Annotated in this window: 28 protein-coding genes; 21 read left to right on the top strand and 7 right to left on the bottom strand. The window is 71.9% G+C overall.

What is annotated here, in order from left to right; genetic code table 11:
* A partial coding sequence (locus ABD127_RS09115; protein ID WP_344200282.1) for a TetR/AcrR family transcriptional regulator occupies positions 1-464 on the bottom strand: 464 nt, incomplete at its 3' end.
* A 132-nt stretch (positions 465-596) separates the two neighbouring features.
* On the opposite strand from ABD127_RS09115, the gene ABD127_RS09110 reads away from it, so the two are divergent.
* On the top strand, positions 597-1,109 hold the full coding sequence (locus ABD127_RS09110; RefSeq protein WP_344200280.1) for a hypothetical protein: 513 nt from the start codon (positions 597-599) through the stop codon (positions 1,107-1,109).
* A gap of 220 nt (positions 1,110-1,329) precedes the next feature.
* Here ABD127_RS09110 and ABD127_RS09105 read toward each other — a convergent pair whose 3' ends face one another.
* A complete protein-coding gene (locus ABD127_RS09105) occupies positions 1,330-2,127 on the bottom strand; it encodes a MerR family transcriptional regulator (RefSeq protein ID WP_344200277.1) in 798 nt (265 codons plus the stop codon).
* Between the two features lie 18 nt (positions 2,128-2,145).
* On the opposite strand from ABD127_RS09105, the gene ABD127_RS09100 reads away from it, so the two are divergent.
* Genes ABD127_RS09100 through ABD127_RS09090 form a run of 3 tightly spaced genes read left to right on the top strand, consistent with a single transcriptional unit; the run spans position 2,146 to position 4,722 of the window.
* Positions 2,146-2,706 (top strand): YqgE/AlgH family protein, encoded by a 561-nt coding sequence (locus tag ABD127_RS09100; RefSeq protein ID WP_344200275.1) that lies wholly within the window; start codon positions 2,146-2,148, stop codon positions 2,704-2,706.
* Between the two features lie 55 nt (positions 2,707-2,761).
* Positions 2,762-3,034, top strand: a complete 273-nt coding sequence (locus ABD127_RS09095; RefSeq protein WP_344200272.1) for a DUF3039 domain-containing protein — start codon at positions 2,762-2,764, stop codon at positions 3,032-3,034.
* Complete coding sequence (locus ABD127_RS09090) at positions 3,031-4,722, top strand: DEAD/DEAH box helicase (RefSeq protein ID WP_344200269.1); 1,692 nt, start codon at positions 3,031-3,033, stop codon at positions 4,720-4,722. Before ABD127_RS09095 ends, ABD127_RS09090 begins: the two co-directional genes overlap by 4 nt.
* Before the next feature lie 4 nt (positions 4,723-4,726).
* Here the strand turns inward: ABD127_RS09090 and ABD127_RS09085 are convergent, their stop codons facing one another.
* Entirely contained in the window at positions 4,727-5,329 is a 603-nt protein-coding gene (locus tag ABD127_RS09085) for a TetR/AcrR family transcriptional regulator (RefSeq protein ID WP_344200268.1), read from the bottom strand.
* A 134-nt stretch (positions 5,330-5,463) separates the two neighbouring features.
* Between ABD127_RS09085 and ABD127_RS09080 the strand changes: the two genes are divergently transcribed.
* From ABD127_RS09080 to ABD127_RS09070, 3 genes are all read left to right on the top strand, one after another.
* The gene (locus ABD127_RS09080; RefSeq protein WP_344200265.1) at positions 5,464-6,018 is read left to right on the top strand and encodes an NADPH-dependent FMN reductase; all 555 of its coding nucleotides are present in this window, start codon (positions 5,464-5,466) and stop codon (positions 6,016-6,018) included.
* Positions 6,019-6,074: 56 nt separating this feature from the next.
* The gene (locus tag ABD127_RS09075) at positions 6,075-7,112 is read left to right on the top strand and encodes an LLM class flavin-dependent oxidoreductase (protein WP_344200262.1); all 1,038 of its coding nucleotides are present in this window, start codon (positions 6,075-6,077) and stop codon (positions 7,110-7,112) included.
* A gap of 94 nt (positions 7,113-7,206) precedes the next feature.
* Positions 7,207-8,103 (top strand): oxygenase MpaB family protein, encoded by an 897-nt coding sequence (locus ABD127_RS09070; protein WP_344200259.1) that lies wholly within the window; start codon positions 7,207-7,209, stop codon positions 8,101-8,103.
* Here the strand turns inward: ABD127_RS09070 and ABD127_RS09065 are convergent.
* Together ABD127_RS09065 and ABD127_RS09060 are read right to left on the bottom strand one after the other, a co-directional pair.
* Complete coding sequence (locus ABD127_RS09065) at positions 8,095-8,667, bottom strand: isochorismatase family protein (protein ID WP_425545804.1); 573 nt, start codon at positions 8,665-8,667, stop codon at positions 8,095-8,097. The two genes, ABD127_RS09070 and ABD127_RS09065, sit on opposite strands and share 9 nt — an antisense overlap.
* 139 nt (positions 8,668-8,806) lie before the next feature.
* Positions 8,807-10,090, bottom strand: a complete 1,284-nt coding sequence (locus tag ABD127_RS09060) for a nicotinate phosphoribosyltransferase (RefSeq protein WP_344200256.1) — start codon at positions 10,088-10,090, stop codon at positions 8,807-8,809.
* Positions 10,091-10,167: 77 nt separating this feature from the next.
* On the opposite strand from ABD127_RS09060, the gene clpS reads away from it, so the two are divergent.
* From clpS to rdgB, 11 genes are all read left to right on the top strand, one after another.
* Positions 10,168-10,473: an ATP-dependent Clp protease adapter ClpS gene (gene clpS, locus ABD127_RS09055; RefSeq protein ID WP_344200253.1), complete on the top strand. Its 306-nt coding sequence runs from the start codon at positions 10,168-10,170 to the stop codon at positions 10,471-10,473.
* A 13-nt stretch (positions 10,474-10,486) separates the two neighbouring features.
* Positions 10,487-11,074 (top strand): DUF2017 domain-containing protein, encoded by a 588-nt coding sequence (locus ABD127_RS09050; RefSeq protein WP_344200250.1) that lies wholly within the window; start codon positions 10,487-10,489, stop codon positions 11,072-11,074.
* Between the two features lie 63 nt (positions 11,075-11,137).
* A complete protein-coding gene (locus tag ABD127_RS09045; RefSeq protein ID WP_344200247.1) occupies positions 11,138-11,599 on the top strand; it encodes a M67 family metallopeptidase in 462 nt (153 codons plus the stop codon).
* Positions 11,599-11,916 carry a MoaD/ThiS family protein gene (locus ABD127_RS09040; RefSeq protein WP_344200244.1) on the top strand — a complete coding sequence of 106 codons (318 nt, stop codon included), beginning with the start codon at positions 11,599-11,601 and terminating at the stop codon, positions 11,914-11,916. Before ABD127_RS09045 ends, ABD127_RS09040 begins: the two co-directional genes overlap by 1 nt.
* Positions 11,913-12,863 (top strand): PLP-dependent cysteine synthase family protein, encoded by a 951-nt coding sequence (locus ABD127_RS09035; protein ID WP_344200241.1) that lies wholly within the window; start codon positions 11,913-11,915, stop codon positions 12,861-12,863. Before ABD127_RS09040 ends, ABD127_RS09035 begins: the two co-directional genes overlap by 4 nt.
* Entirely contained in the window at positions 12,854-13,159 is a 306-nt protein-coding gene (locus tag ABD127_RS09030; RefSeq protein WP_344200238.1) for a hypothetical protein, read from the top strand. Before ABD127_RS09035 ends, ABD127_RS09030 begins: the two co-directional genes overlap by 10 nt.
* A gap of 59 nt (positions 13,160-13,218) precedes the next feature.
* On the top strand, positions 13,219-14,196 hold the full coding sequence (locus ABD127_RS09025; RefSeq protein ID WP_344200235.1) for a ribose-phosphate diphosphokinase: 978 nt from the start codon (positions 13,219-13,221) through the stop codon (positions 14,194-14,196).
* A gap of 77 nt (positions 14,197-14,273) precedes the next feature.
* Positions 14,274-15,086, top strand: a complete 813-nt coding sequence (gene murI, locus ABD127_RS09020) for a glutamate racemase (protein WP_344200233.1) — start codon at positions 14,274-14,276, stop codon at positions 15,084-15,086.
* Entirely contained in the window at positions 15,083-15,841 is a 759-nt protein-coding gene (locus tag ABD127_RS09015; protein ID WP_344200230.1) for an MBL fold metallo-hydrolase, read from the top strand. Before murI ends, ABD127_RS09015 begins: the two co-directional genes overlap by 4 nt.
* Positions 15,842-15,862: 21 nt before the next feature.
* Positions 15,863-16,585, top strand: coding sequence for a ribonuclease PH (gene rph / locus ABD127_RS09010; RefSeq protein ID WP_344200228.1), 723 nt, complete (start codon positions 15,863-15,865; stop codon positions 16,583-16,585).
* Entirely contained in the window at positions 16,582-17,211 is a 630-nt protein-coding gene (gene rdgB / locus ABD127_RS09005) for an RdgB/HAM1 family non-canonical purine NTP pyrophosphatase (protein WP_344200225.1), read from the top strand. The genes rph and rdgB overlap by 4 nt, the downstream gene beginning before the upstream one ends.
* Here rdgB and ABD127_RS09000 read toward each other — a convergent pair.
* Positions 17,208-17,903: an SGNH/GDSL hydrolase family protein gene (locus ABD127_RS09000; RefSeq protein WP_344200222.1), complete on the bottom strand. Its 696-nt coding sequence runs from the start codon at positions 17,901-17,903 to the stop codon at positions 17,208-17,210. The genes rdgB and ABD127_RS09000 overlap by 4 nt on opposite strands.
* A 2-nt stretch (positions 17,904-17,905) precedes the next feature.
* Positions 17,906-19,036 (bottom strand): LCP family protein, encoded by a 1,131-nt coding sequence (locus ABD127_RS08995; protein ID WP_344200219.1) that lies wholly within the window; start codon positions 19,034-19,036, stop codon positions 17,906-17,908.
* Between the two features lie 164 nt (positions 19,037-19,200).
* Here ABD127_RS08995 and ABD127_RS08990 point away from each other — a divergent pair, with 164 nt between their 5' ends.
* The 3 genes from ABD127_RS08990 (at position 19,201) to ABD127_RS08980 (ending at position 22,919) form a co-directional block, all read left to right on the top strand.
* Positions 19,201-20,664, top strand: coding sequence for an LCP family protein (locus tag ABD127_RS08990; protein ID WP_344200216.1), 1,464 nt, complete (start codon positions 19,201-19,203; stop codon positions 20,662-20,664).
* A 472-nt stretch (positions 20,665-21,136) separates the two neighbouring features.
* Positions 21,137-22,279 carry a glutamate--cysteine ligase gene (locus ABD127_RS08985; protein ID WP_344200214.1) on the top strand — a complete coding sequence of 381 codons (1,143 nt, stop codon included), beginning with the start codon at positions 21,137-21,139 and terminating at the stop codon, positions 22,277-22,279.
* A 34-nt stretch (positions 22,280-22,313) separates the two neighbouring features.
* On the top strand, positions 22,314-22,919 hold the full coding sequence (locus ABD127_RS08980) for a mycothiol-dependent nitroreductase Rv2466c family protein (RefSeq protein WP_344200211.1): 606 nt from the start codon (positions 22,314-22,316) through the stop codon (positions 22,917-22,919).
* Positions 22,920-23,048: the final 129 nt, after the last annotated feature.

Here is a 23,048-nt window from a genome sequence, read left to right as displayed (position 1 = left end):
AGGCGGTCGACGACATCCTGGATGAAGCCGAGCGAGGCGGCTCGCTCGGCCTCCGTGAAGGCCTCGTGGCCCAGCGCGACGGGGGCCTCCTGCATGCAGATGCGACGGAACTCCGTCTCGCGGCTGACGTCGAGATAGGCCCGCAGCCCGGCCTGGGCCTGCTCCCACGGATCGGACTCCGCCTCGAAGGCGGAGCGGATGCGCCGGATGGCCGACTCCTGCAGCTCGGTGAAGACGGCGTCGAACAGCGCGAGCTTGCTGGGGAAGTGGTGGTAGAACGCGCCCTTGGTGACGCGGGAGGCCGCGACGACCTCGTCGAGCGAGGTGCCGGCGTAGCCGTGGTCGGCGAACAGGCGGGTCGCACTCTGGACGAGGGCCTTCTTCGTGCCGGAGGAGTAGCCCCGGCCCGACGCCTTGCCCGAGGCCTTGCGGGCCGCGCGCAGGACCTTGGCCGGATGAGTCATGTCTCACATCCTAGAGGGACGGTCCACCCGTGCCGGGGATCACATGGGTCTTAAGTGGTCTGACCTGCGGCGATGCGCCATACTCAAAGTACGTACTCTCAGTACGTACCCCCCGACGAAAGGATCGCGACCATGACCTGGGATGCCTACCGCCGTCGCAAGAGTGTCGTGGCCGACGTCCTGGCAACAGCCGACGCCGACGCCACCGTGACGATCGAGTCCGCCCTTGCCGCCGTCCCCGGCGCCGAGGAGGTCTACCCCGACCCCTCCCTGCTCCTGCTGGACGTCCAGCTGCTCTGGACCTCCGCCCTCAGCACCCGTCTCGACCTGCTGGTCGGCGACGGTGCCGACACGCCCGAGATCGGCGTGATCAACGCCTGGGTGGACACCGCCGCGGCCCTGCCCGGCGCCCGCCGCCTGCTCGACGAGCACCGCACCTCCGCGACGCTCGCCCGCGCGGTCGCCAAGGAGAACGAGCTCCTCGCCCGAGCGGCCGGGGTGCCGGCGATGTCGCCGACGCTCGTCGGTCGCGGCCAGGAGATCGCCGACGCCGCCCGCGACCAGGCGGTGCTGCCCGAGATCGTGCCCCTGCCGGTGGCCGGTCCCAGCCTCCTCGAGCGGCTGCGCAACGCGCTGGCTGCGTGACCCGAGCCCCCGTGCCGCCCTCCTCCCTTCGGCGCCGCGGGATCCGAGACCCCCGTCTGCGACCTCGTTCTCCCTCCCGGTCGCGGCGGGGGTCTCTCGTTCTCCGCGCCGGTGGCTGGGGTGCCCCCTTCGAGGCTCCTTCGTCGCACCTCAGGGGGCGGAAGCCCTTCCGGGCCCTGAGGTGCGAGCGAGGAACGAGCGAGCCTCGAAGGGCGTGCGGTCAGTCCTCGCGGGGCGTGGAGGCCAGGCGGAGCGCCTCGAGCTTGACCGAGAGCTCGTCGTCGATCGCCGCACCGAGCTGCTCGCGCAGGATCGCGACCGTCACCTGGCTGGCGATCGGGAGGAGCCCCTCCGTGACGGCCAGGATGTGGTCCCAGTCGGACTCGGGCAGGCCGGCCTCGAGGAACGGGTCGATGATCTCGGCCGAGACCGACCGCACGAAGGCGTCGGCGACGGTCCGCAGCTGGGCCCGCATGAGGGGGTAGAGGTTGATGACCGTGCTCGGGTCCAGGCCGAGGTTCACGACCGTCGCGCCGATGCGCACGATCTGCGGCTGCAGCAGCTCGACGTTCTGGTCGTCGATCCAGCGCACGAGACCCAGCGCCGCGAGGTCGTCGATCAGCCGGTTGTCGCGGTCGACGCCCGCCAGGGCGGCGAGCCCGGCGCGCGTCATGATCTCGGGCTCGACGTCGTGCGGCTCGTCGAGGATGCGCAGCAGGTCGAGCGTGTGGCCGGCGACCGCCGGGCGGGCCTCGCGCACGCTGGACTCGATCGCCTGGAGCGTGAAGCCGCGGTCGAGCAGCTCGCGCACGAGCTGGAGGCGCTGGACGTGCTCGCGGCCGTAGTAGCCCGTGCGGCCCTCGAGGCGCGGCGGCGGCAGGATGCCACGCCCGGCGTACGCGCGCACGTTGCGCACCGTCATCCCCACGTGGCCGGCGAGCTCGTCGATCGTGAGCTCGAAGTCGCCGTGCGGCGCGGGGGACGCGTCTGCACCGGTTCCGGACGCTGCGTCAGCCATGCGGGCATCATAGGGGGCATGGATGCATGGCGAGGTCGGCTTCTCGTCGCCACCCCGGCCATCGGGGGCGGCGTCTTCGCCCGCAGCGTCGTGATCCTGCTCGACCACGACGCCGACGGGGCGCTGGGCGTCATCGTCAACCGTCCGTTGGAGTCGGAGGTCCACCGGCTGCTGCCGGACTGGACCAGCTCGGTGACCTCCCCGACGCTCCTGTTCCAGGGCGGTCCGGTCGCCGTCGACTCGGCCCTCGCGGTCGGGGTGCTCGCCGACCCGGCTCCGGCTGACGGGCCGCCCGTGGGCTGGCGTCCGATGGCGGGACGCATCGGGCTGGTCGACCTGGACGGGCCCCCGCCGGCCCCGCAGGTCCTCGCGGGCCTGCGCGTGTTCGCGGGGTACGCCGGATGGGGCCCGGGGCAGCTCGAGGGCGAGGTCGCTGAGGGGTCCTGGCTCGTGCTCGAGGCCGAGCCGGGCGACCTCATCAGCCGCCACCCCGACTCGCTGTGGCACGACGTCGTGCGGCGCCAGCCCGGCGACCTGCGGTTCTGGGCGACGTTGCCCGACGACCCCAGCGAGAACTGACCCTCGTCCGCTCGTGTCGGCCCGGGACGTCACCGGGTCCGCGTAGGATGCATGCGTGGGATTCTTCGGCAGCGGAACGCAGACCGTCCATGAGGAGCGCACTGAGCTGCGCGAGGACGGCGATCACGAACGCTTCAGCCACTACGTCCCCAAGGACGTGCTGACCGAGGCCATGGTCATGGGCACCCCCGTCGTCGCCCTGTGCGGCAAGGTGTGGGTGCCGAGCCGCGACCCGCAACGGTTCCCGGTCTGCCCCGAGTGCAAGGAGATCTGGGACTCCCTGCAGGACGGCGGCGGCGACGGCTCCGGTTCCTCCGGACCGGAGTGAGCGGCACCCGTCTACGGGCCTGGCAGCGAGCCGCCTTCGAGGAGTACACCCGGCGTCAGCCGCGGGACTTCATGGCGGTCGCGACGCCCGGCGCCGGCAAGACCACCTTCGCCCTGACGCTGGCGGCCGACCTGCTGTCGCGGGGGATCGTCGAGCGCGTCGTGGTCGTGGCCCCCACCGAGCACCTCAAGGTGCAGTGGGCCCAGGCCGCGGCCGGCGTCGGCATCACGCTCGACCCCACGATGGCCGGGGGAGGCGTCCTGGGCGCCGACTTCCGCGGCTTCGCGGTCACGTACGCGGGTCTGGCCACCAACCCCACGGCCTACCGCGTCCGCATCGAGCACCGCCGCACGTTCGTGATCCTCGACGAGGTGCACCACGCGGGCGACGCGTTCACGTGGGGCGACGCGGTGCGCGAGGCCTGCGAGCCCGCGGTCCGGCGGCTGTGCCTCACGGGCACGCCGTTCCGCTCCGACGACAGCTTCATCCCGTTCGTCACCTACGCCCCGGCCGACGACGGCACGCTCGTCAGCGTCGCCGACCACAGCTACGGCTACGGCAACGCGCTGCGCGACGGCGTGGTCCGCCCCGTGCTCTTCATGGCCTACTCGGGCGACATGCACTGGCGCACCCGCGCCGGCGACGAGATCCAGGCGCGCCTCGGCGAGCCGCTCACCCGCGACGCCACCGCGCAGGCCCTGCGCACCGCGCTCGATCCGAAGGGCTCCTGGATCCCGGCGGTGCTGACGGCGGCCCACCGCCGCCTCAGCGAGGTGCGGCGCGACGTCCCCGACGCCGGCGGCCTGGTGATCGCCTCCGACCAGGACTCGGCTCGCGCCTACGCCCGCATCCTCGCCGAGATCACGGGCGTCGACCCCGTCGTCGTCCTCAGCGACGAGGCGGGCTCGAGCCAGCGCATCGCCGAGTTCTCGGCCGGCATGGAGCCGTGGATGGTCGCGGTGCGGATGGTCAGCGAGGGCGTCGACATCCCGCGCCTGTCGGTCGGCGTCTACGCCACCACGACCTCGACACCGCTGTTCTTCGCGCAGGCCGTGGGCCGCTTCGTGCGGGCACGTCGCCGCGGCGAGACCGCGACGATCTTCCTGCCCAGCGTGGCGGGCCTGCTGGGCCACGCCAGCGACCTCGAGACGATGCGCGACCACGTCATCGGACGCCCGGTCAAGGACGAGGACGACTTGTTCGCCGCCGAGGCCGAGCTGCTCGCGAAGGCGCAGGAGGCCGAGTCCGGCTCGGCCGAGCTGCAGAACCAGTACCAGGCGCTCGGCAGCCAGGCCTCCTTCGACAAGGTGCTCTACGACGGCGGCGAGTTCGGCTACGACGGCCTCGTCGAGGACGGCGAGGAGCTCGACCTGCTCGGCATCCCCGGGCTGCTCGAGCCCGACCAGGTCGCCGAGCTGCTGCGCCAGAGCCGCCGCACCAAGGCCGCGAAGCCGAAGGTCGACGCCGAGACGCGTGAGGCCGTCCTGCACGAGCGCCGCAGCGAGCTGCGCCGTGAGCTCAACGGGCTCGTCGGGGCGTGGCACCACCGCACCGGCACCCCGCACGGCGTGACCCACACCCGTCTGCGCGACGCCACGGGCGGGCCACCGGCGGCCTCGGCCTCGGTCGAGACGCTGCAGCAGCGCATCGACCTGGTGCGCAAGTGGGCCGTCCGCGCCAGCGGCTGATGCCCTAGCAGCCGCCGACGATGCGGCGGGCGAGGTCGAGCCAGCCGTGGATCACGCGCTCGGTGTCGATGCCCTTGGTGCGCAGCTCGTCGAGCACGCCGATCTCGAGCGGCGCCATGAGGGCCGTCGCAAGCAGGCGGACGTCGCCCGTGACGCCGAGCTCGCGCAGCAGGTGCTGCACGTGCTGGACGACGAACGTCACCGCGGGCGCCGAGCGGCTGCCGGCCGCGCCGGCGGCGCGCAGGAGGTCGCCGTGCAGGATCGTGGTCTCGAGCCGCGAGCGGCCGAAGGCCTCCAGGCGGTCCCACGGAGGGGCGTCGGGCCCGAGCGGCGGTGGCCCGGAGATGACCTGGGCCTGCCAGTGCGACTCGTTCTGGTCGAGCAGGGCGACCATGAGCCCGGCGCGGCTGCCGAAGCGACGAAAGACCGTGCCCTTGCCGACGCCGGCGTGCGCCGCGACGGCGTCCATCGTGACGTCCTCGACGCCGCACTGAGCCACCAGGGCCTGTGCCGAGCACAGCAGGGCCGCGCGATTGCGCGCTGCGTCACTGCGCTCGCTCGCGGGCTCCCCGGCGAGGGGGAGCGGCAGGAGCGGCAGGTCGGTCATCGGATCTCACTGTAGGGCGGGTGCGGGGCGGGGGAGCGCGGAATGTGACGTCCACTATACGGACCGCGGTCCGCTTACGTGCTACCGTACTAAACGGACCCAAGTCCGCTTCACCCAAAACCTCAGGAGCAACCATGTCCGACACCACCACCCGCGTCGCCGTCCTCGTCGGCAGCCTCCGCGCCGACTCCGTCAACCGCCAGGTCGCCGAGTACCTGCGCGACCACGCCCCTGAGGGCGTGCAGCTCGACGTCGTCGAGGACCTCGACGCGCTGCCGTTCTACAACGAGGACGTCGACGCGGGGCAGACCCCGGCCGACGCCCAGCGCGTGCGCGACGCGGTCGCCGACGCGGACGGACTCCTGCTCGTGACGCCGGAGTACAACGGCACGATGCCCGCCGTGCTGAACAACGCGATCGACTGGCTCTCGCGCCCGTACGGCCAGGGCGCCATCACCGGCAAGCCCGTGGCGGCCATCGGCGTGACCCCCACGCCCTACGGCGGCGTCTGGTCGCACGAGCACGCGCTGAAGTCCGCCACGATCGCCGGCGGCATCGCCCTGGAGGACGTCACGGTCTCGCAGACCTCGATCGACGTCGACGTGCTCGGCACCGAGGAGGTCATCGCGAAGCTGCAGGGCGCGGTCGACGCGATCGTCGCCTTCTCGCCGGAGCCGGCCACCGTCTGAGCGTGCCCGGGAAGGTCTCGCCCCCGTCCGTTGTTGAGACGGGGGTGAGGCTCTCCGTGCTCGATCTCGTCCCCGTCCGTACCGACCAGGGATCGGGGGACGCGGTCCGCGCCAGCATCGGCCTGGTCCGCACCGCCGACCGTCTCGGCTTCAACCGCTACTGGGTCGCCGAGCACCACAACATGCCGTCCGTCGCCGCCACCAGCCCGCCGGTCCTGATCGCGATGCTCGCCGCGGCGACCGAGCGCATCCGCCTCGGCTCCGGCGGCGTGATGCTGCCGAACCACGCGCCCCTGGCGGTCGCCGAGCAGTTCGCGCTGCTGGAGGCGGCCTACCCGGGGCGCATCGACCTGGGCATCGGTCGCGCGCCCGGGTCCGACCCGGTCACCTCGGTCGCGCTGCGGGGGGCCGCGGGCCGCGACGACTCCGACGTCCGTCTGTTCCCGCAGTACCTCGACGACGTCGTCGCGCTGATGGGCGCCGAAGGGGTCAAGGTCCCGGTGCCCCAGACCCTCGGCCGGGCGCCGTACATCCTCAAGGCCACCCCGGCCGCGGCGTCCGTGCCGCGCCTGTGGCTGCTCGGGTCGTCGATGTACTCGGCCCAGCTGGCCGCCGAGAAGGGCCTTCCGTACGTCTTCGCGCATCATTTTTCGGGCCACGGCACGGCCGAGGCACTCGCGTTCTACCGGAGCCACTTCCGTCCCAGTGACGTGTGCGCCGAGCCCACCACGTTCCTCACCGCGAACGTCGCCGTGGCACCGACGCTCGAGGAGGCGCGCGACCTCGCCCGGCCCAACGCGATGAACATGGCGCGCCTGCGCGGCGGCCTGCCGATGCAGCCGCTCGCCCTGGCCGAGGACCCGACGGACGACCTGCCGCCGCAGCTGGAGGCGATCGTGGCGTCCTCGCTGCGCCAGGGTGGCGTGGGCGAGCCGGCCGCCGTCGCGGCCCACCTGCGCGAGCTCGCGGAGCAGTTCGAGGTCGACGAGGTCATGCTGCACCCCATCGCCTCGGAGCACGTCGGCGTCGCGCCGGACGCGGCTCCGGCGCGGGAGCGCTCGCTCGAGCTGCTGGCGGCCGAACTCGCGTTCTGAGCGCGGTTGCAGGCCTCTCGCGGGGTCCGCGCGGCTGGATTCCGGTCCCGTCGTGCCCTAGCGTGACAGTGACGCTGTCACGATAGGAGACCCCATGCGACTGCCCCTGCGCCGCGACCACTGGGCGCGCGAGATCGACCGGCTGGACCCCGTGGCCGACCGGCTGCGGATCACCCAGATCCTGTCGATGCACGAGTTCCCCTGGGAGCTCCAGCAGGCGCTGAGCTTCGCGCTGTTCCGCACCTATGCGGTCCCCAGCATCGGCCGGCTCCTGTTCGACACCGGTCAGTTCACGGTCGACACGCAGCGTCGTCACGACGACACCGTCCTGATCCTGGAGGGCATCGTCGAGCACGGTCCGGACTCGCCGGACGGGCGTCAGTCGATCCGGCGGATGAACCAGATGCACGGCAGCTACGACATCAGCAACGACGACATGCGCTACGTCCTCTCGACGTTCGTCGTGATGCCGGTGCGGTGGGTCGAGGAGTTCGGCTACCGGCCGTTGCGGGGGCATGAGGTCGAGGCGACGGTGGAGTACTACAAGCGCGTCGGCGCGCTGATGGGCATCAAGGACCTGCCGCAGGACTACGCCGGGTTCAGCCGCCTGCTCGACGTCTACGAGACCGAGCACTTCACGCCCGACCGCAAGACCCGCGCCGTGGCGGACGCGACCCTGGACCTGCTGGTCTCGTTCTACCCGCGACCGCTCGCGCCGGTCGTGGACCTGTTCGCCCGGAGCCTGATGGACGACGCCCTGCTCGCCGCCTTCGGCTATCGCAAGCCGCCGGCGGTCGCGCGGTGGGCCACCCGGTCGGCCCTGCGGCTGCGGGGGCGGGTGCTCGCCCACCTGCCGGCTCGGCGGAACCCGACGTACGCGCGCGACCTGGCGCGAGTCAAGAGCTACCCGAACGGACACATCGTCGAGCGCCTCGGCACGTTCCCCGACACGATGCCCAGCGACGAGGAGCTCGCCGCGCGCTCAGCGTGACGGCGCGACGACGACCCCGGCAGCGGTGAGCTCGGTGCGGAGGTCGGGGAGGTTCGCGGAGGTGACGGCGGCCGTGAGGCCCTCGACCACGCGGACGCCGAAGCCCTCGCGGGCGGCGTCGAGCGCGGTGGCGCGCACGCAGTGGTCGGTCGCGATGCCGACGACGTCGACGTCGGTGATGCCGGCGGCGCGCAGCCAGTCGGCCAGCGTGGTGCCGTCGGCGTCGTGGCCCTCGAAGCCCGAGTAGGCGGCCTCGTACTCGCCCTTGAAGAACGTCGCGGCGAAGAGGTCGGCGTGCAGCGGCTCGTGCAGCTCGGCACCCGGGGTGCCGACGACGCAGTGGCGCGGCCAGGAGTCGACGAAGTCCGGGGTGTCGGAGAAGTGGCTGCCCGGGTCGACGTGGTGGTCACGCGTCGCGACGACGGTGCCGTAGGTGCCGGAGGCGATGAGCTCGGCGACGTCGGCGGCGACCTGCGCACCGCCGGTGACCGCGAGCGACCCGCCCTCGCAGAAGTCGTTCTGCACGTCCACGACGATCAACGCCGTCGTCACCGGAGCCGTCATCCCCCCACCCTAGGCCCGGGCGGTGACTGAGGGACCTGTCGCACGGGAGAGCGGTGACTGAGGGACCTGTTGAGCACCGGCACTGGTCCCAGACTCACCGCCCGGGTGTGGGACTGGTCCCTCAGTCACCGCCCGGCGGTCAGGTGAGGAGGGTGTCGAGGACGGGGCCGCCGGGGGAGAGCTGCATCGCGGCAGCGGGGAGCTCGGCCATCGCGGCGCGGTGGTGGGCGACGGCGTCGGCGAGGGTGCCGTGGTGCACGCGCTCGCCGTCGGCGACGAGGGGGACCAGGAGCGACCGGTCGTCACCGTCGTGCCGAGGAGGCTCACCGATGCCGACGAGCTCGGCCCGGGCGACGCCGTCGGTCAACCGCCGCACGGCGTACTTGCGCCCGCCGACCGAGGTCTTCGCGGTGCTGGCCTTCGCGACGGGCACCATCTCGCCGTCGTCGCCGGCCCGCGCGACGAGCTTGTAGACGAAGCCGCACGTCGGCACGCCCGACCCGGTGACGAGGGACGTGCCCACGCCGTACCCGTCGACGGGAGCGGCCGCGAGCGCGGCGATCGCGTGCTCGTCGAGGTCGCTCGTCACGATGATCCGGGTCTGCGTCGCGCCGAGGTCGTCGAGCTGGCGGCGCACCTGCCGCGCGAGCGAGACCAGGTCGCCGGAGTCGATGCGCACGGCGCCCAGCCCGGGCCCGGCGACCTCGATCGCCGTGCGGATCGCCTCGGAGACGTCGTAGGTGTCGACGAGCAGCGTCGTGCCGACCCCCAGCGCGTCGACCTGCGCCGAGAAGGCCTCGCGCTCGGAGTCGTGCAGCAGCGTGAAGGCGTGCGCGCTGGTGCCGGTCGTCGGCACCCCGTACGACCGGCCGGCCTCGAGGTTCGAGGTCGCGGTGAAGCCGACGACGTGCGCCGCGCGGGCGGCCGCCACGGCGGCCCCGTCGTGCGTGCGCCGCGACCCCATCTCGATGCAGGGACGGCCCGCCGCGGCCGAGATCATGCGGGCACCGGCCGACGCGATCGCCGAGTCGTGGTTCAGGACCGACAGCAGCAGCGTCTCGAGCAGCACGCCCTCGGCGAACGTCGACTCCACGACGAGCACGGGCGACTGCGGCAGGTAGACCTCGCCCTCGGCGTAGCCCCAGATCGAGCCGGAGAACCGGTAGTCGGCGAGCCAGTCGAGCGTGGGCGCGTCGACGACCTCGGACTCGCGCAGCCACTCCAGCTCGGCGTCACCGAAGCGGAACTGCTCCAGCGCGTCGAGCGCGCGGCTGGTCCCGGCGACGACGCCGTAACGCCGCCCGCCCGTCAGCCTGCGGGAGAACAGCTCGAACACGCTCGGCCGGTGCGCGGTGCCGTCGGCGAGCGCCGCCTGCAGCATCGTCAGCTCGTAGCGGTCGGTCAGCAGCGCCGTGGAGGTCACCTCGGCAGCCTAGGCGCGGGGACGGTCGTCCGGGGGCGGCGGGAGCGTGGTTTCGTCGCAGCCACGCCTGCGTCACAATGGGGACCGTGCCCAAGACAGCTCCTGTCGAGCATGCCGACACCGAGGTCGTCGCCGACCTCGCGATCGACCGACCGTGGGTGACGATCGTCTGGAACGACCCGGTCAACCTCATGAGCTACGTCGCCTTCGTGTTCCGCACGTACTTCGGCTACACCGAGGAGAAGGCGACCACGCTGATGATGGCGGTCCACCAGGAGGGTCGCGCCGTGGTCTCCAGCGGCGGCCGCGAGGAGATGGAGCGGCACGTCCAGGCGATGCACGACTACGGTCTGTGGGCCACGGTCCAGAAGGACGAGGCGTGACGGGAGCCATGGGATGAAGCCGTTCCGCCGCAGGCGCCGGGGGAGCATCACCGCGACCTTCGACCCGGCCGAGGCCGACCTGCTCGCGAACCTGGCCCGCCAGGTCGTCGAGCTGCTGCGCGACCGCCACGGCGAGTCCGTCTCCGACACCGACCCGCTGGCCGCCCAGCTGGGCATGAACGGTCCGGTCATGCCGCCGGAGGACCCCGTCCTGCGGCGCCTGCTGCCCGACGCGTACTCGGGTGACGAGGCCGAGGAGTCGGGCGAGTTCCGGCGGTACACCGAGCAGTCGCTGACCGCTGCGAAGGTCAGCCACGCGGAGGCCCTCATCGCGGCGCTCGTCGTGGGCGGCTTCGACCCCGACGCGAGCGACATCCGCGGCCAGGAGGAGGTCGACGTCGAGCTCGGCCCTGAGGCGTCCCTCGCGTGGCTCAAGGCGCTGACCGACATCCGTCTCGCCCTCGCGATCCGGCTCGGCATCGAGACCGAGGAGGACGTCGACCTCGTCGCACACTCCGCCGACCCGGCGGCGGTCGCGATGAGCGACATCTACGACTGGCTCGGGCTCGTGCAGGAATCCCTCGTCGCCGCCCTCGACTAGCTCCTGACCGGTGGGCGGACGCCCGATCTGCCGCTCGGGAAGGCGTCGATAGGATCGGTGACCGTGCTGACCATCCAGCGGGAGATCCTCGACGCGATCGTGGCCCACGCGCGTCGCGACCACCCCGACGAGGCGTGCGGCGTGGTCGCCGGCCCGTTCGGGTCGGACCGGCCGACACGGTTCGTTCCCATGGTCAACGCCGCGATGTCGCCCACGTTCTACGAGTTCGACTCGGGTGACCTCCTGCGGCTCTACCGCGAGATGGACGACCGCGACGAGGAGCCCGTCGTGATCTACCACTCGCACACCGCCACCGAGGCCTATCCGTCGCGCACCGACACCAACCTGGCCTCGGAGCCGAACGCCCACTACGTGCTGGTCAGCACGCGCGACGGCGCCCACGAGTCCGGCCCCGTCGACGTCCGGTCGTACCGGATCGTCGACGGCGAGGTCACCGAGGAAGAAGTCACGATCGTCGAGCGTTACGACGATGACGCACCCGCCCCCACGAAAGAGTCAGCCTGATGGCCATCGAGGTCCGCATCCCCACGATCCTGCGCACGTACACCGGCGGTGAGCGCGCGGTCGAGTCCACCGGCGCCTCGGTCGCCGAGGTCATCGACGCGCTCGAGTCGGCCCACCCGGGCATCAAGGAGCGCCTGGTCGAGGACGGTGCCGTGCGCCGCTTCGTGAACATCTACGTCGACGACGAGGACATCCGCTTCACGGGCGCCCTGGAGACCCCGGTCGCCGAGAGCTCGACCGTCGTGATCCTGCCGGCCGTCGCCGGCGGGGCTGTGTCCGATCTCGCCGCCCAGGGCCCGGCACCCCTGCCGGCGTGACCCGCTTCGCGAACCTCATCGAGTCGGTCGGCGGCACGCCGCTGGTCGGCCTGCCGACGATCTCGCCGTCCGCCGACGTGCGGCTCTGGGCCAAGCTCGAGGACCAGAACCCGACGGGCTCGATCAAGGACCGCGCCGCCCTCGCGATGATCGAGGCCGCTGAGGCCGACGGCCGACTCACCCCGGGCTGCACGATCCTCGAGCCCACGAGCGGCAACACGGGCATCTCCATGGCGATGGTCGCGAAGATGCGCGGCTACCGCATGGTGTGCGTGATGCCCGAGAACACCTCGGAGGAGCGCCGCCAGCTGCTGCGCATGTGGGGCGCGGAGATCATCCCGTCGCCCGCCGCCGGCGGCTCGAACGAGGCGGTCCGGGTGGCCAAGGGCATCGCCGCCGAGCACCCCGACTGGGTCATGCTCTACCAGTACGGCAACCCGGCCAACGCGGGTGCGCACTACAGCGGCACCGGCCCGGAGATCCTGGCCGACCTGCCCGAGGTCACCCACTTCGTGGGCGGGCTCGGCACCACCGGCACCCTGATGGGTGTCGGCCGCTTCTTCCGCGAGCACAAGCCCGAGGTGCGCATCGTGGCCGCCGAGCCCCGCTACGGAGAGCTTGTCTACGGCCTGCGCAACATGGACGAGGGCTTCGTGCCCGAGCTGTACGACGAGAGCATGATCGACGCCCGGTTCAGCGTGGGCCCGCGTGACGCGGTCCGCCGGGTGCGCGAGCTGATCGACTCCGAGGGCATCTTCGCCGGCATCTCGACCGGCGCCATCCTGCACGCGGCTCTGGCGCAGGCCGCCAAGAGCATCACGGCCGGCGAGAGCGCCGACATCGTCTTCGTCGTGTGCGACGGCGGGTGGAAGTACCTCTCGACCGGCGCGTACGAGGGAACGCTGGACGAGGCGGAGGACGCCCTCGAGGGCCAGCTGTGGGCCTGAGGCTCCGCGGCTGGCTGGTCATGCTGAGCGCCTACGGCGCGTTGTGGCTCGGGGGCACGGTCGTGGCCCTGCTGATCCGGGCGAACGGGCCCGCCGACAGCGACACCGGGTGGTGGGGGTTCCTGGGGTTCCTCGGGCTGCTGCTGACCCTGGTCGCGATCGCCCTCGGCTCGCTGGTCGTGGCGCTCGCGAGGGCGACGTGGGGACCCGTCCTCCGAGGACTCGTCGGGGCGGCCGTCGGCCTGGCCGGCACGGCGGCGCTGACGGGGCTCTGGCTCGTCGTCGTCAACCTCTGACCCCGGCGTCCGCGGGCGCGGGATAGGCGCAGGGCCCGACCTCCCCTAGGCTTCCCATCGTGAGCCAGATCGTCGTGTTCTCCGGCAGTGCCCATCGGGAGCTCGCCACGAGCATCTGCAGCCATCTCGGGGTGTCGCTGTCCCCGTCGGAGACGGCGCGGTTCAGCAACGACTGCCTCCAGGTGCAGCTGCTGGCGAACTGCCGCCAGCGCGACGTCTACATCGTGCAGCCGCTCGTGCCGCCGACGCAGGACCACCTGATGGAGCTGCTCCTGATGGTCGACGCCGCGCGCGGTGCCTCGGCCGCGTCGATCACGGTCGTGATCCCGCACTACGCCTACGCGCGCTCGGACAAGAAGGACGCCTCGCGCATCTCGATCGGCGGCAAGCTCGTCGCCGACATGCTCGCCACGGCGGGCGTGGACCGGGTGGTCACGATGACCCTGCACGCGCCGCAGGTGCACGGCTTCTTCGCGATGCCGCTCGACCACCTGACCGCGATCGGCGAGCTCGCCGCCTACTACCGCGAGCGCGACCTGAGCGACACCGTCATCGTCTCGCCCGACTTCGGCAACGCCAAGACGGCGTCGCAGTTCGCCCGCCTGCTGGGCCTGCCCGTCGCGGCCGGCAGCAAGCAGCGCAAGGCCGACGACAAGGTCGTGATCGACGCGATCGTCGGTGACGTCCGCGACAAGAAGGTCATCGTCCTCGACGACGAGATCGCGACGGGCGGCTCGATCGTCGAGCTCGTCGCGATGCTCGAGAAGGAAGGCGTCACCGAGGTCTCGGTCGCCTGCACGCACGGGCTCTTCACGGGCAACGCCGTCGAGCGCCTGCGCGACCACCCCACGATCGCCGAGGTCGTCACGACCGACACGGTCCCGCCGCCGGCCGACTGGCCCGCGCTGCGGATCCGGTCGGTCGCGCCGCTGTTCGCCGAGGCGATCGCCCGCATCCACGCGGGCGAGTCCGTCTCGAGCCTGTTCGACGGCGTCGACCCGACCCACGCCCCGCCGCAGCCCAAGCTCCCGCTCTGAGGCCGCCCGCCGGTCCGGACCCGGAGCGTCGTCGACGTCATGTGGTGCGACGGCCCACCGGGCTCTAGTCTCGGGCTGTGGCGGACGCACCCATCGGCATCTTCGACTCCGGCTTCGGCGGGCTGACGGTGGCCCGTGCGGTGCTCGACCAGCTGCCCCACGAGCCGGTGCTCTACGTCGCCGACACCGCGCGCCAGCCCTACGGTCCGCGGCCCATCGGCCAGGTGCGCGAGTTCGCGCTCGAGTGCCTCGACCAGCTCGTCGAGCACGGCGTCAAGGCGCTGGTCATCGCGTGCAACTCCGCCAGCGCCGCGGTCCTGCGCGATGCGCGCGAGCGCTACGACGTCCCGGTCGTGGAGGTCATCGTGCCCGCCACCCGCCGCGCCGTGAACGCCACGCGCGGCGGATCCGTCGGCGTCATCTGCACCACGGCGACGGCCACCTCCCGCGCCTACGACGACGCCTTCGCGGCCAACCCCGGCATCGACCTGCACGTCCAGGCCTGCCCGCGCTTCGTCGAGTTCGTCGAGGCCGGGATCACCGGCGGCGACGAGCTGCTGCGGGTCGCCGAGGCGTACCTCGCGCCGCTCAAGTCGGCCGGTGTCGACACCCTGGTCCTGGGCTGCACGCACTATCCGCTCCTGACCGGCGTACTGTCCTACGTCATGGGTGACGCGGTCACGCTGGTCTCCAGCGCCGAGGAGACGGCCAAGGACGTCTACCGACTCCTCGCTCGGGAGGGTCTGACGCGCGACGCGGACCTGCCGGCGCCGCAGCACCACTTCATGACGACGGGGGACCCCGAGGAGTTCGCGACCCTGGGTCGCCGTTTCCTCGGACCCGAGGTCGGACTCGTCGAGGGCTTCGGCCTCAGGGAGGTCAGGGCATGAAACTGACGATCGTGGGCTGTGCGGGCTCCTACCCGGGGCCGGACTCCGCGGCCAGCTGCTACCTGGTCGAGACCGAGCACGAGGGCCGCACCTGGCGGCTCGTGCTCGACCTGGGCAACGGCTCGCTCGGTCAGCTGCAGCGCTACATGGACCCGCGTGGCATCGACGCCGTCGCGATCAGCCACCTGCACCCCGACCACTGCATCGACCTGGTCAGCCTCGTCGTGATCGCCAAGTACCACCCGAAGGGCGCGTACGAGAGCATCAAGGTGATCGCGCCCCGCGGCGCGGAGGAGTTCCTGGCGCACGCCGGCGGCCCCGGTGGCGAGCCGCCGCTCGACGCCCTGAACTTCGCGGTGTGGGAGGACCAGCCCGTCCAGCAGGTCGGCCCCTTCACGGTCACGGTCGTGCGGGTCAAGCACCCGGTTCCGGCCTACGCGATGCGGGTCGAGGCCGGCGGCAAGGTCCTGGTCTACTCCGGCGACACCGGACCCACTCCTGAGCTCGACGAGCTCGCGGCAGGCGCCGACCTGTTCCTGTGCGAGGCGTCGTTCGTCGAGTCCGCCGTCAACCCGCCCGACCTGCACCTCACGGGTGCCGAGGCGGGCCAGTGCGCGTCCGCAGCGGGCGTGGGGCACCTGCTCATCACGCACATCCCGGACTGGACCGACGCCGACGAGGTCGAGGCCGACCTGGCTGCGGTGTACGACCGCCGCTACGCGATCGTGCGACCGGGCGACGTGTTCGAGGCCTGAGCCGGTCCCTAGAGTGGCCGCATGACGACTCGTGAGGACGGCCGCGCCGTCGACCAGCTCCGTGACATCTCGATCCAGCGGAACTGGCTCGACCACGCGCAGGGCTCCTGCCTGATCGAGTTCGGTCGCACGCGGGTGCTGTGCGCCGCGTCGGCCGTGGAGGGCGTGCCGCGCTGGCTCAAGGGCCAGGGCAAGGGCTGGGTCACGGCCGAGTACGCGATGCTGCCGCAGGCCACTCACGACCGCTCCTCGCGCGAGTCGGTCAAGGGCCGCGTCGGCGGCCGCACGCACGAGATCTCGCGCCTCGTGGGGCGCTCGCTGCGCGCCGCGGTCGACACCGCCGCGCTCGGCGAGAACACCATCACGATCGACTGCGACGTGCTCCAGGCCGACGGAGGCACCCGCACGGCCGCGATCACGGGCGCCTACATCGCGCTGGCCGACGCGGTCGCGCACCTCAAGAGCCTCGACGCCACGAAGGGCGAGCCCCTGCGCGACTCGATCGCCGCGATCAGCGTCGGCATCATCGACGGCGTCCCGATGCTCGACCTGCCCTACGTCGAGGACGTGCGCGCGGAGACCGACATGAACGTCGTGATGACGGGCTCCGGCTCGTTCGTCGAGGTGCAGGGCACCGCTGAGGGCGCCCCGTTCGACAAGGCCGAGCTCGACGCGCTGCTCGACCTGGCCGCCGGCGGCTGCGCCGAGCTGACCCGTCTGCAGGTGGAGGCCCTGGGCCGATGACGGCTGCTGCGGCGAACGGCCGCCGGATCGTGCTGGCGTCGAACAACGCGAAGAAGCTCGCCGAGCTGCAGCGCATCGTCGCGCCCCTCGTGCCGGGGCTAACGGTGCTGGGCCTGGCCGACGTCGAGGCCTACCCGGAGCCCGCCGAGACCGATCCGAGCTTCGCCGGCAACGCGCTGATCAAGGCGCGCGCCTGCGTCGAGGTCACCGGCCTGCCGGCACTCGCGGACGACTCGGGCCTCTGCGTCGACGCGCTTAACGGGATGCCGGGCGTGCTCTCGGCTCGCTGGTCAGGGGTCTCCGGGCCCGACAAGGACCGCGCGAACAACGACCTCCTGCTCAGCCAGCTCGGCGACGTCCCCGACGTCCGGCGCACGGCCCGGTTCGTCTGCGCCATCGCGCTGTGCCTCCCGGACGGCACCGAGATCGTCGAGCACGGCGAGATGGCGGGACGCATCCTGCACGCGCCGTTCGGTGGCGGTGGCTTCGGCTACGACCCCCTCTTCGCCGCCACGGGCCACGAGGTCTCGACCGCCGAGCTCGAGGTCGCCGAGAAGGACCGCATCAGCCACCGCGGGCACGCCCTGACCGCGATCGCACCGCGCATCGCTGCCGCGCTGGGCTAGACGGCGTCCGGCTCGCGGTTCAGCGCCGTCAGGACGACCTCCGCGATCGCGCGGCTCCCGTCCAGGTCGGGGTGCACCCCGTCGGGGGTGCGGTCCTCGGGCAGGACCCCGTCCATGGGCAGGAACTCGCAGCCGTTGCGGTCGGCGGCGGTCTCGATGGCGGCCGTGACGTCGTCGACGTACTGCTGCTGCAGCGGGCCCCACGGCGGCGCGAGCACCACGACGCGCGCGTCCGGGTACGTCGTGGTGAGGCGCTCGAGGAAGGCGTCGGCCGCCGCCAGCACCTCCTCGCTCGGCACCGGGACGAGGTCGGTGCCGTCGCAGCGGGCCCAGTCGTTGCGGCCTCCCTCGACCAGGATCAGGCTCGGCGGCGGCTGCTCGAACACGCCGGGTCGCTGCGGGAAGGTCGTGCCGCGGCACTGCGAGCCGGGTCGCTGGTAGCCCGAGCCGGCCTCGGCCAGCACGGTCGTCTCGTAGCCCAGCTCGCGCGCGACGAAGCTCCACCACGCCTGCTTCGGGCTGCCGGGCTCGTCGACGTAGCTCGCGGAGATCGAGTCGCCGATGACGAGCATCGTCGGTGCAGCCCCCGCGCTCGCGCGGTCGTTGCCCGGGCCGGCGAGCAGCGCGGTGGACACCGCGACGACAGCTGCTGCTGCCGCCGCGACCCACCACACCCGCTGCCGTCGGACCACGGTTATCCCGCCTTCGGCAACCCGTCGGGAGTGCAGAGGTCGCCGACGTCGGCCGTGCGGTCGCTCGTGATGAGGTCGAACATCTGAGCCGCGCGCTCGTCGTCCCAGCGCACGTCGAAGTTCTTCAGCGGCACGGTGCAGCTGAGGCCCTCGCCGCCCATCGCCGAGGACAGGCCCTGGGCGAAGCGGACGAGCTGCAGCGTGCTGACGTCCTCACCGATGCCCAGCGACGACGCGGCGCCCTGGTTGATGCCCCAGTAGCGGAACGGGTTGAGGATGCTGGAGGGCTGCTTGACCTTCTCGGCCAGCGAGCCCATGACCTCGCGCTGCGCCTGGACGCGCTGGATGTCCTGCGTCGCGTACGTGTGGCGCGAGCGCGAGTAGCCCAGGGCGGTGGCGCCGTCGGCCTCCTGGCAGCCGGCCTGCAGGTCGATCCCGGCGTCGGGGTCGTTGATCGGCTCCTGCGGGCAGATCTCGACACCGCCGACCGCGTCGACGACGTTGACGAGGCCGCCGAAGCCGATCTCGATGTAGGCGTCGACCCTGATGCCGGTGTTCGACTCGATCGTCTGCACCAGCAGGGGCGGGCCGCCGTAGGCGTAGGCGGCGTTGATCTTGGTGCTCCCGTAGCCGGGGACGTCGACGATCGAGTCGCGGGGGACCGACAGGAGCAGGGCCGGGCCGTCGCCGACGTGCAGCAGCATGATCGTGTCGGTGCGGCCGTTGCCGCCGCCGTCGCCGCCGGTGGCGAGCTCGGCCTGCTGCTCGGGGGTCAGGCCGGCGCGGCTGTCGGAGCCCACGACGAGGTAGGTCGTGCCGGGCTGCTCGGCCGGGCGGTCGCCGTCGTAGGACGCGTCGACGCGGTTCGTCGAGCTCAGCGCCCAGAACGGCACGGCGATCAGGAACACGAGCCACAGCACGATCAGCAGCAGCGGGACGCGGATCCACCAGCGCCGCTTCTTGCGCGGTCGTCCGTCGCCCGAGGGGCCGGTGGGACCCGAAGGGCGCCGGCCCGGTGGCGGCAGGTTCGGCGGCGGCAGCTCCGGCGGCGGAGCGGGCGCGGCGCGGCGGGGCGTCGTCGAGGGGCCCTGGTCGTAGAGCCAGTCGTACCCCTCGGGCGGCTGTTGCGGCATGGGAAGACGGTATCCCCGCAGGCCGCGTCCGGCGGCGATGACACCCATCCGTCACCACCGCGCGGCCCAAAAAATCGGTGGCGACGGTCGGCGTGCCCTCAAGTCGAGGTCGAGACTTCGTGGTCAAATGGTCGCGCTCAGCACCTTCCCCACGTGAGGACGACATGCCTGACGATCGCTCGAGCGCGGGTCCGGCCGCGCCTGCCCGCACCGCCGCCGAGGAGTCGGCACGCGTGCAGTTCCGTCGTGCCATCGTCCTGCTGGTCATGACGCTCGTCGTCCCGGGCTCCGCGCAGATCGCGGCCGGGAACCGGAACGTCGGACGCGTGGCCGTGCGCATCTGGGCGAGCCTGCTCGGGGTGACCCTTTTGGGGCTCCTGGTGGCGTACCTGTCGCGGTCGACGTTCCTGAGCCTCGTGCTCGACCAGCGCGTGCTGTTCCTCGGTCGGTGGATCGTGACCGCCGCCGCGATCGGCTGGGTGGTCCTGCTGCTCGACGCCTGGCGCCTCGGCATGCCGCTGCGGCTGCCGCAGCGCCGCCGGCTGATCGTCACGGCCGTCAACGGGGTCCTGTGCTTCGCGGTCGCCGGCTCCCTGCTGTTCGCGGCGAACGTGCTGGCCGCCCAGAACCACCTGATCGGCACGGTGTTCGCGTCCGAGGAGGTCGCCGACGCCAGCGACGGCCGCTACAACGTCCTGCTGCTCGGCGGCGACTCCGGCGAGGGGCGCGAGGGCATGCGTCCCGACTCGATCAACGTCGCCAGCGTGGACGCCGAGAGCGGCCGCACCGTGATCGTGAGCCTGCCCCGCAACCTGCAGCGCGTGCCGTTCCCCGAGGGCACCGTGATGCACGAGCAGTTCCCCGACGGGTTCGTCAGCGACGACGAGGACGAGGGCTACTACCTCAACGGCGTCAGCACGTGGGCCAACGACCACGCCGACCTGTTCGGCGACACCGCCGACCCGGGCCTGCTGGCCACGACGCAGGCGGTCGAGGCGATCACGGGGCTGAAGATCAGCTACCACGCCTCGATCAACATGCAGGGCTTCGCGCAGCTCATCGACGCCGTGGGCGGGGTGACGCTCGACGTCAAGCAGCGCACGCCGAAGAGCGGCATCACCGAGAAGACCAAGGGCTGGATCGAGGTCGGTGAGCAGAAGCTCAACGGCGACGAGGCGCTCTGGTACGCCCGCAGCCGCAAGGCCGACAACGACTTCGCCCGCATGGGCCGCCAGAAGTGCGTCATGAACGCGATGCTCGCCCAGCTGAGCCCGCAGAAGGTGCTGCTCAACGTGCAGGACATCGCGAAGTCCAGCGCGGCCCTGCTCTCGACCGACATCCCGGCCTCCGAGCTCGACGTGTTCGCCGACCTGGCGCTGAAGGCTCGCTCGTTCCCCGTGTCGACCGTCTCGATCGTGCCGCCCGCGGTCAACACCGTCGACCCGGACTTCCCCGTCGTGCGCCAGATGGTCGATGACGCGATCAACGCCTCCGAGGGCGCGGACGAGCCGCCGTCGGCCTTCGAGACGGCCACCGCCGTGCTGCCGCAGCCGGAGCGCTCCGAGGAGGAGGCGGCGGCCGACCCGACCCTGGCCAACGACACCGCCGACCTCGCCGAGACCTGCTGAGGGTCGCCCTGGGAGCTGACCGCCTGCGGTGGTTGCGGACAAGCGGGCACGGACGACCCAGCGGGGCTGGGACCGGAGATGAGGCATTCGGGCTGCCGGGGGCGCCGGAATGCATCGTTTCCGGTTCTGCGGGACCGGGTCTGAGGGTTTGCGGTGGTTGCGGACAAGCGGGCATGGACGACCCAGCGGGGCTGGTACCGGAGATGATGCATTCGGGCTGCCCGGGGTGCCGAAATGCATCATCGGCGGTCCTCGTCGGACCGGGGATGGGGCATCGCGGTTGTTGGGGCTACCCGGATGCATCGTTTCCGGTCCCTTTCGACCTCGGTCGTGCACCCGATCGCGAGCCGAGCCCACCGCTGCTGGTCCGTGCCGCTTGTCCGGTACGGAGGCGCGAGGTCAGATGCCACCCACCCCGTCCCAGTCCGCGGGCCCGGTAGGTCTGGAGCCCGGGCTCGGGCAGGATGGAGCCATGGTCGTTCCCTTCGCCACGTCCGAGCGCTCCACGGTCGGCATCGAGTGGGAGCTGGCCCTGGTCGACGCCGACTCCGGTGACCTGCGCCAGGTCGCCGAGTACGTGCTCGACGCCGTGGCTCCCGTCGGCGGGGGTCAGCACCCGCACATCCGCCAGGAGCTGCTGGTCAACACCGTCGAGGTCGTCTCGGGCGTCTCGCGCACGGTGCGTGAGGCCGGCCACGACCTCGAGCGCAGCATCGAGCTGATCCGCACGGTCACCGACCGCCTGCGGGTCGAGCTGATGTGCGCCGGCACCCACCCGTTCTCGCGGTGGGACATGCAGAAGGTCACCGACAAGGAGCGGTACGCGACGCTGATCGACCGCACCCAGTGGTGGGGCCGTCAGATGCTGATCTACGGCGTCCACGTGCACGTCGGCATCGAGGACCGCGAGAAGGTCCTGCCGATCAGTCGCGCGCTGCTGGGCCACTACGGCCACCTGCTCGCGCTCAGCGCCTCGTCGCCGTACTGGGGCGGCAAGGACACGGGCTACGCCTCGAACCGCGCGCTGATGTTCCAGCAGCTGCCGACCGCCGGGCTGGGCTTCCAGTTCGACACCTGGGCCGAGCTCGAGGGCTACGTCGACGACATGCTGCACACCGGCGTGATCGACATCTTCGACGAGATCCGCTGGGACATCCGGCCATCGCCGAAGTTCGGCACGCTCGAGGTCAGGGTGTGCGACGGCATCCCGACGCTCACCGAGGTGCTCAGCATCTCGGCCCTGATCCACTGCCTCGTCGAGCACTTCTCGCGCGAGCTCGACGCCGGGCGCGACCTCCCCACGATGCCGCCGTGGTTCGTCCAGGAGAACAAGTGGCGCGCCGCCCGCTACGGGATGGACGCGATCCTGATCCTCGACCGCGAGGCCGACGAGCAGCACGTCAGCGACGATCTCGCCCGCTGGCTGCGCGTCCTCGAACCGGTCGCGCACGACCTCGGCTGCACCGAGGAGCTGGCGGGCGTCGCCGACATCGTCGCCCGCGGAGCCTCGTACCAGCGTCAGCGCGCCGTGGCCGCCGCGAACGGTGGCGCGCTCGACTCGGTCGTCTCGGCCCTCGTCGAGGAAATGCGCACGGGCCGCGCGGTGTTGAGCTGAGAAGACCTGCTGTCCCCTTCACCGAGGAGTACCTGTGGCCACCGAGAACGTCGACTTCTGGTTCGACCCGCTCTGCCCGTTCGCGTGGATCACGTCCCGCTGGATGCTCGAGGTCGAGCAGGTGCGCGACGTCAGCACGACGTTCCACGTCATGAGCCTGTCCGTCCTCAACGAGGACAAGGACGTGCCGGACGAGTACAAGGAGATGATCCAGCGCGGATGGGGTCCCGTCCGCCTCGCGATCGCCATCGAGCAGCAGCACGGGCCTGCGAAGCTCCGCGAGTACTACACGTCGATCGGCACGAAGAAGCACAACGAGGGTCGTGAGTTCAGCCCCGAGCTGTTCGCCGAGGTCCTCGCCGAGATCGACCTGCCGGCCGAGCTGGCCGCGGCCGCCGACGACACGTCGCTGGACGACGCGGTGCGCTCGTCGCACAAGGTCGGCATCGACAAGGTCGGCGAGGAGGTCGGCACCCCGGTCATCGAGATCGCGGGCGTCGCGTTCTTCGGTCCGGTGCTGCAGTCGATCCCGCGCGGCGAGACCGCCGGCTCGGTGTTCGACGGTGCGCGACTGCTCGCGGGCTTCCCGGACTTCTTCGAGCTCAAGCGCACGCGCCACGGCGACCTCGACTTCAGCTGAGCCGACCGGCGCTGTCTAGCCTGGGCGCATGACGCTGCATCCCCAGGCCCGGGCCTACCTCGAGCTCTTCGCCGACGGCGAGACCCTGACGGCGGAGTCCGTCGCGGCAGCCCGGGACGCGATGCGTTC

It is taken from the genome of Aeromicrobium alkaliterrae (assembly GCF_039529015.1).
Lineage (GTDB): Bacteria > Actinomycetota > Actinomycetes > Propionibacteriales > Nocardioidaceae > Aeromicrobium > Aeromicrobium alkaliterrae.
The sequence above is the reverse complement of the archived record's forward strand: the minus strand, read 5'-3'. Positions and strand labels throughout refer to the sequence as shown.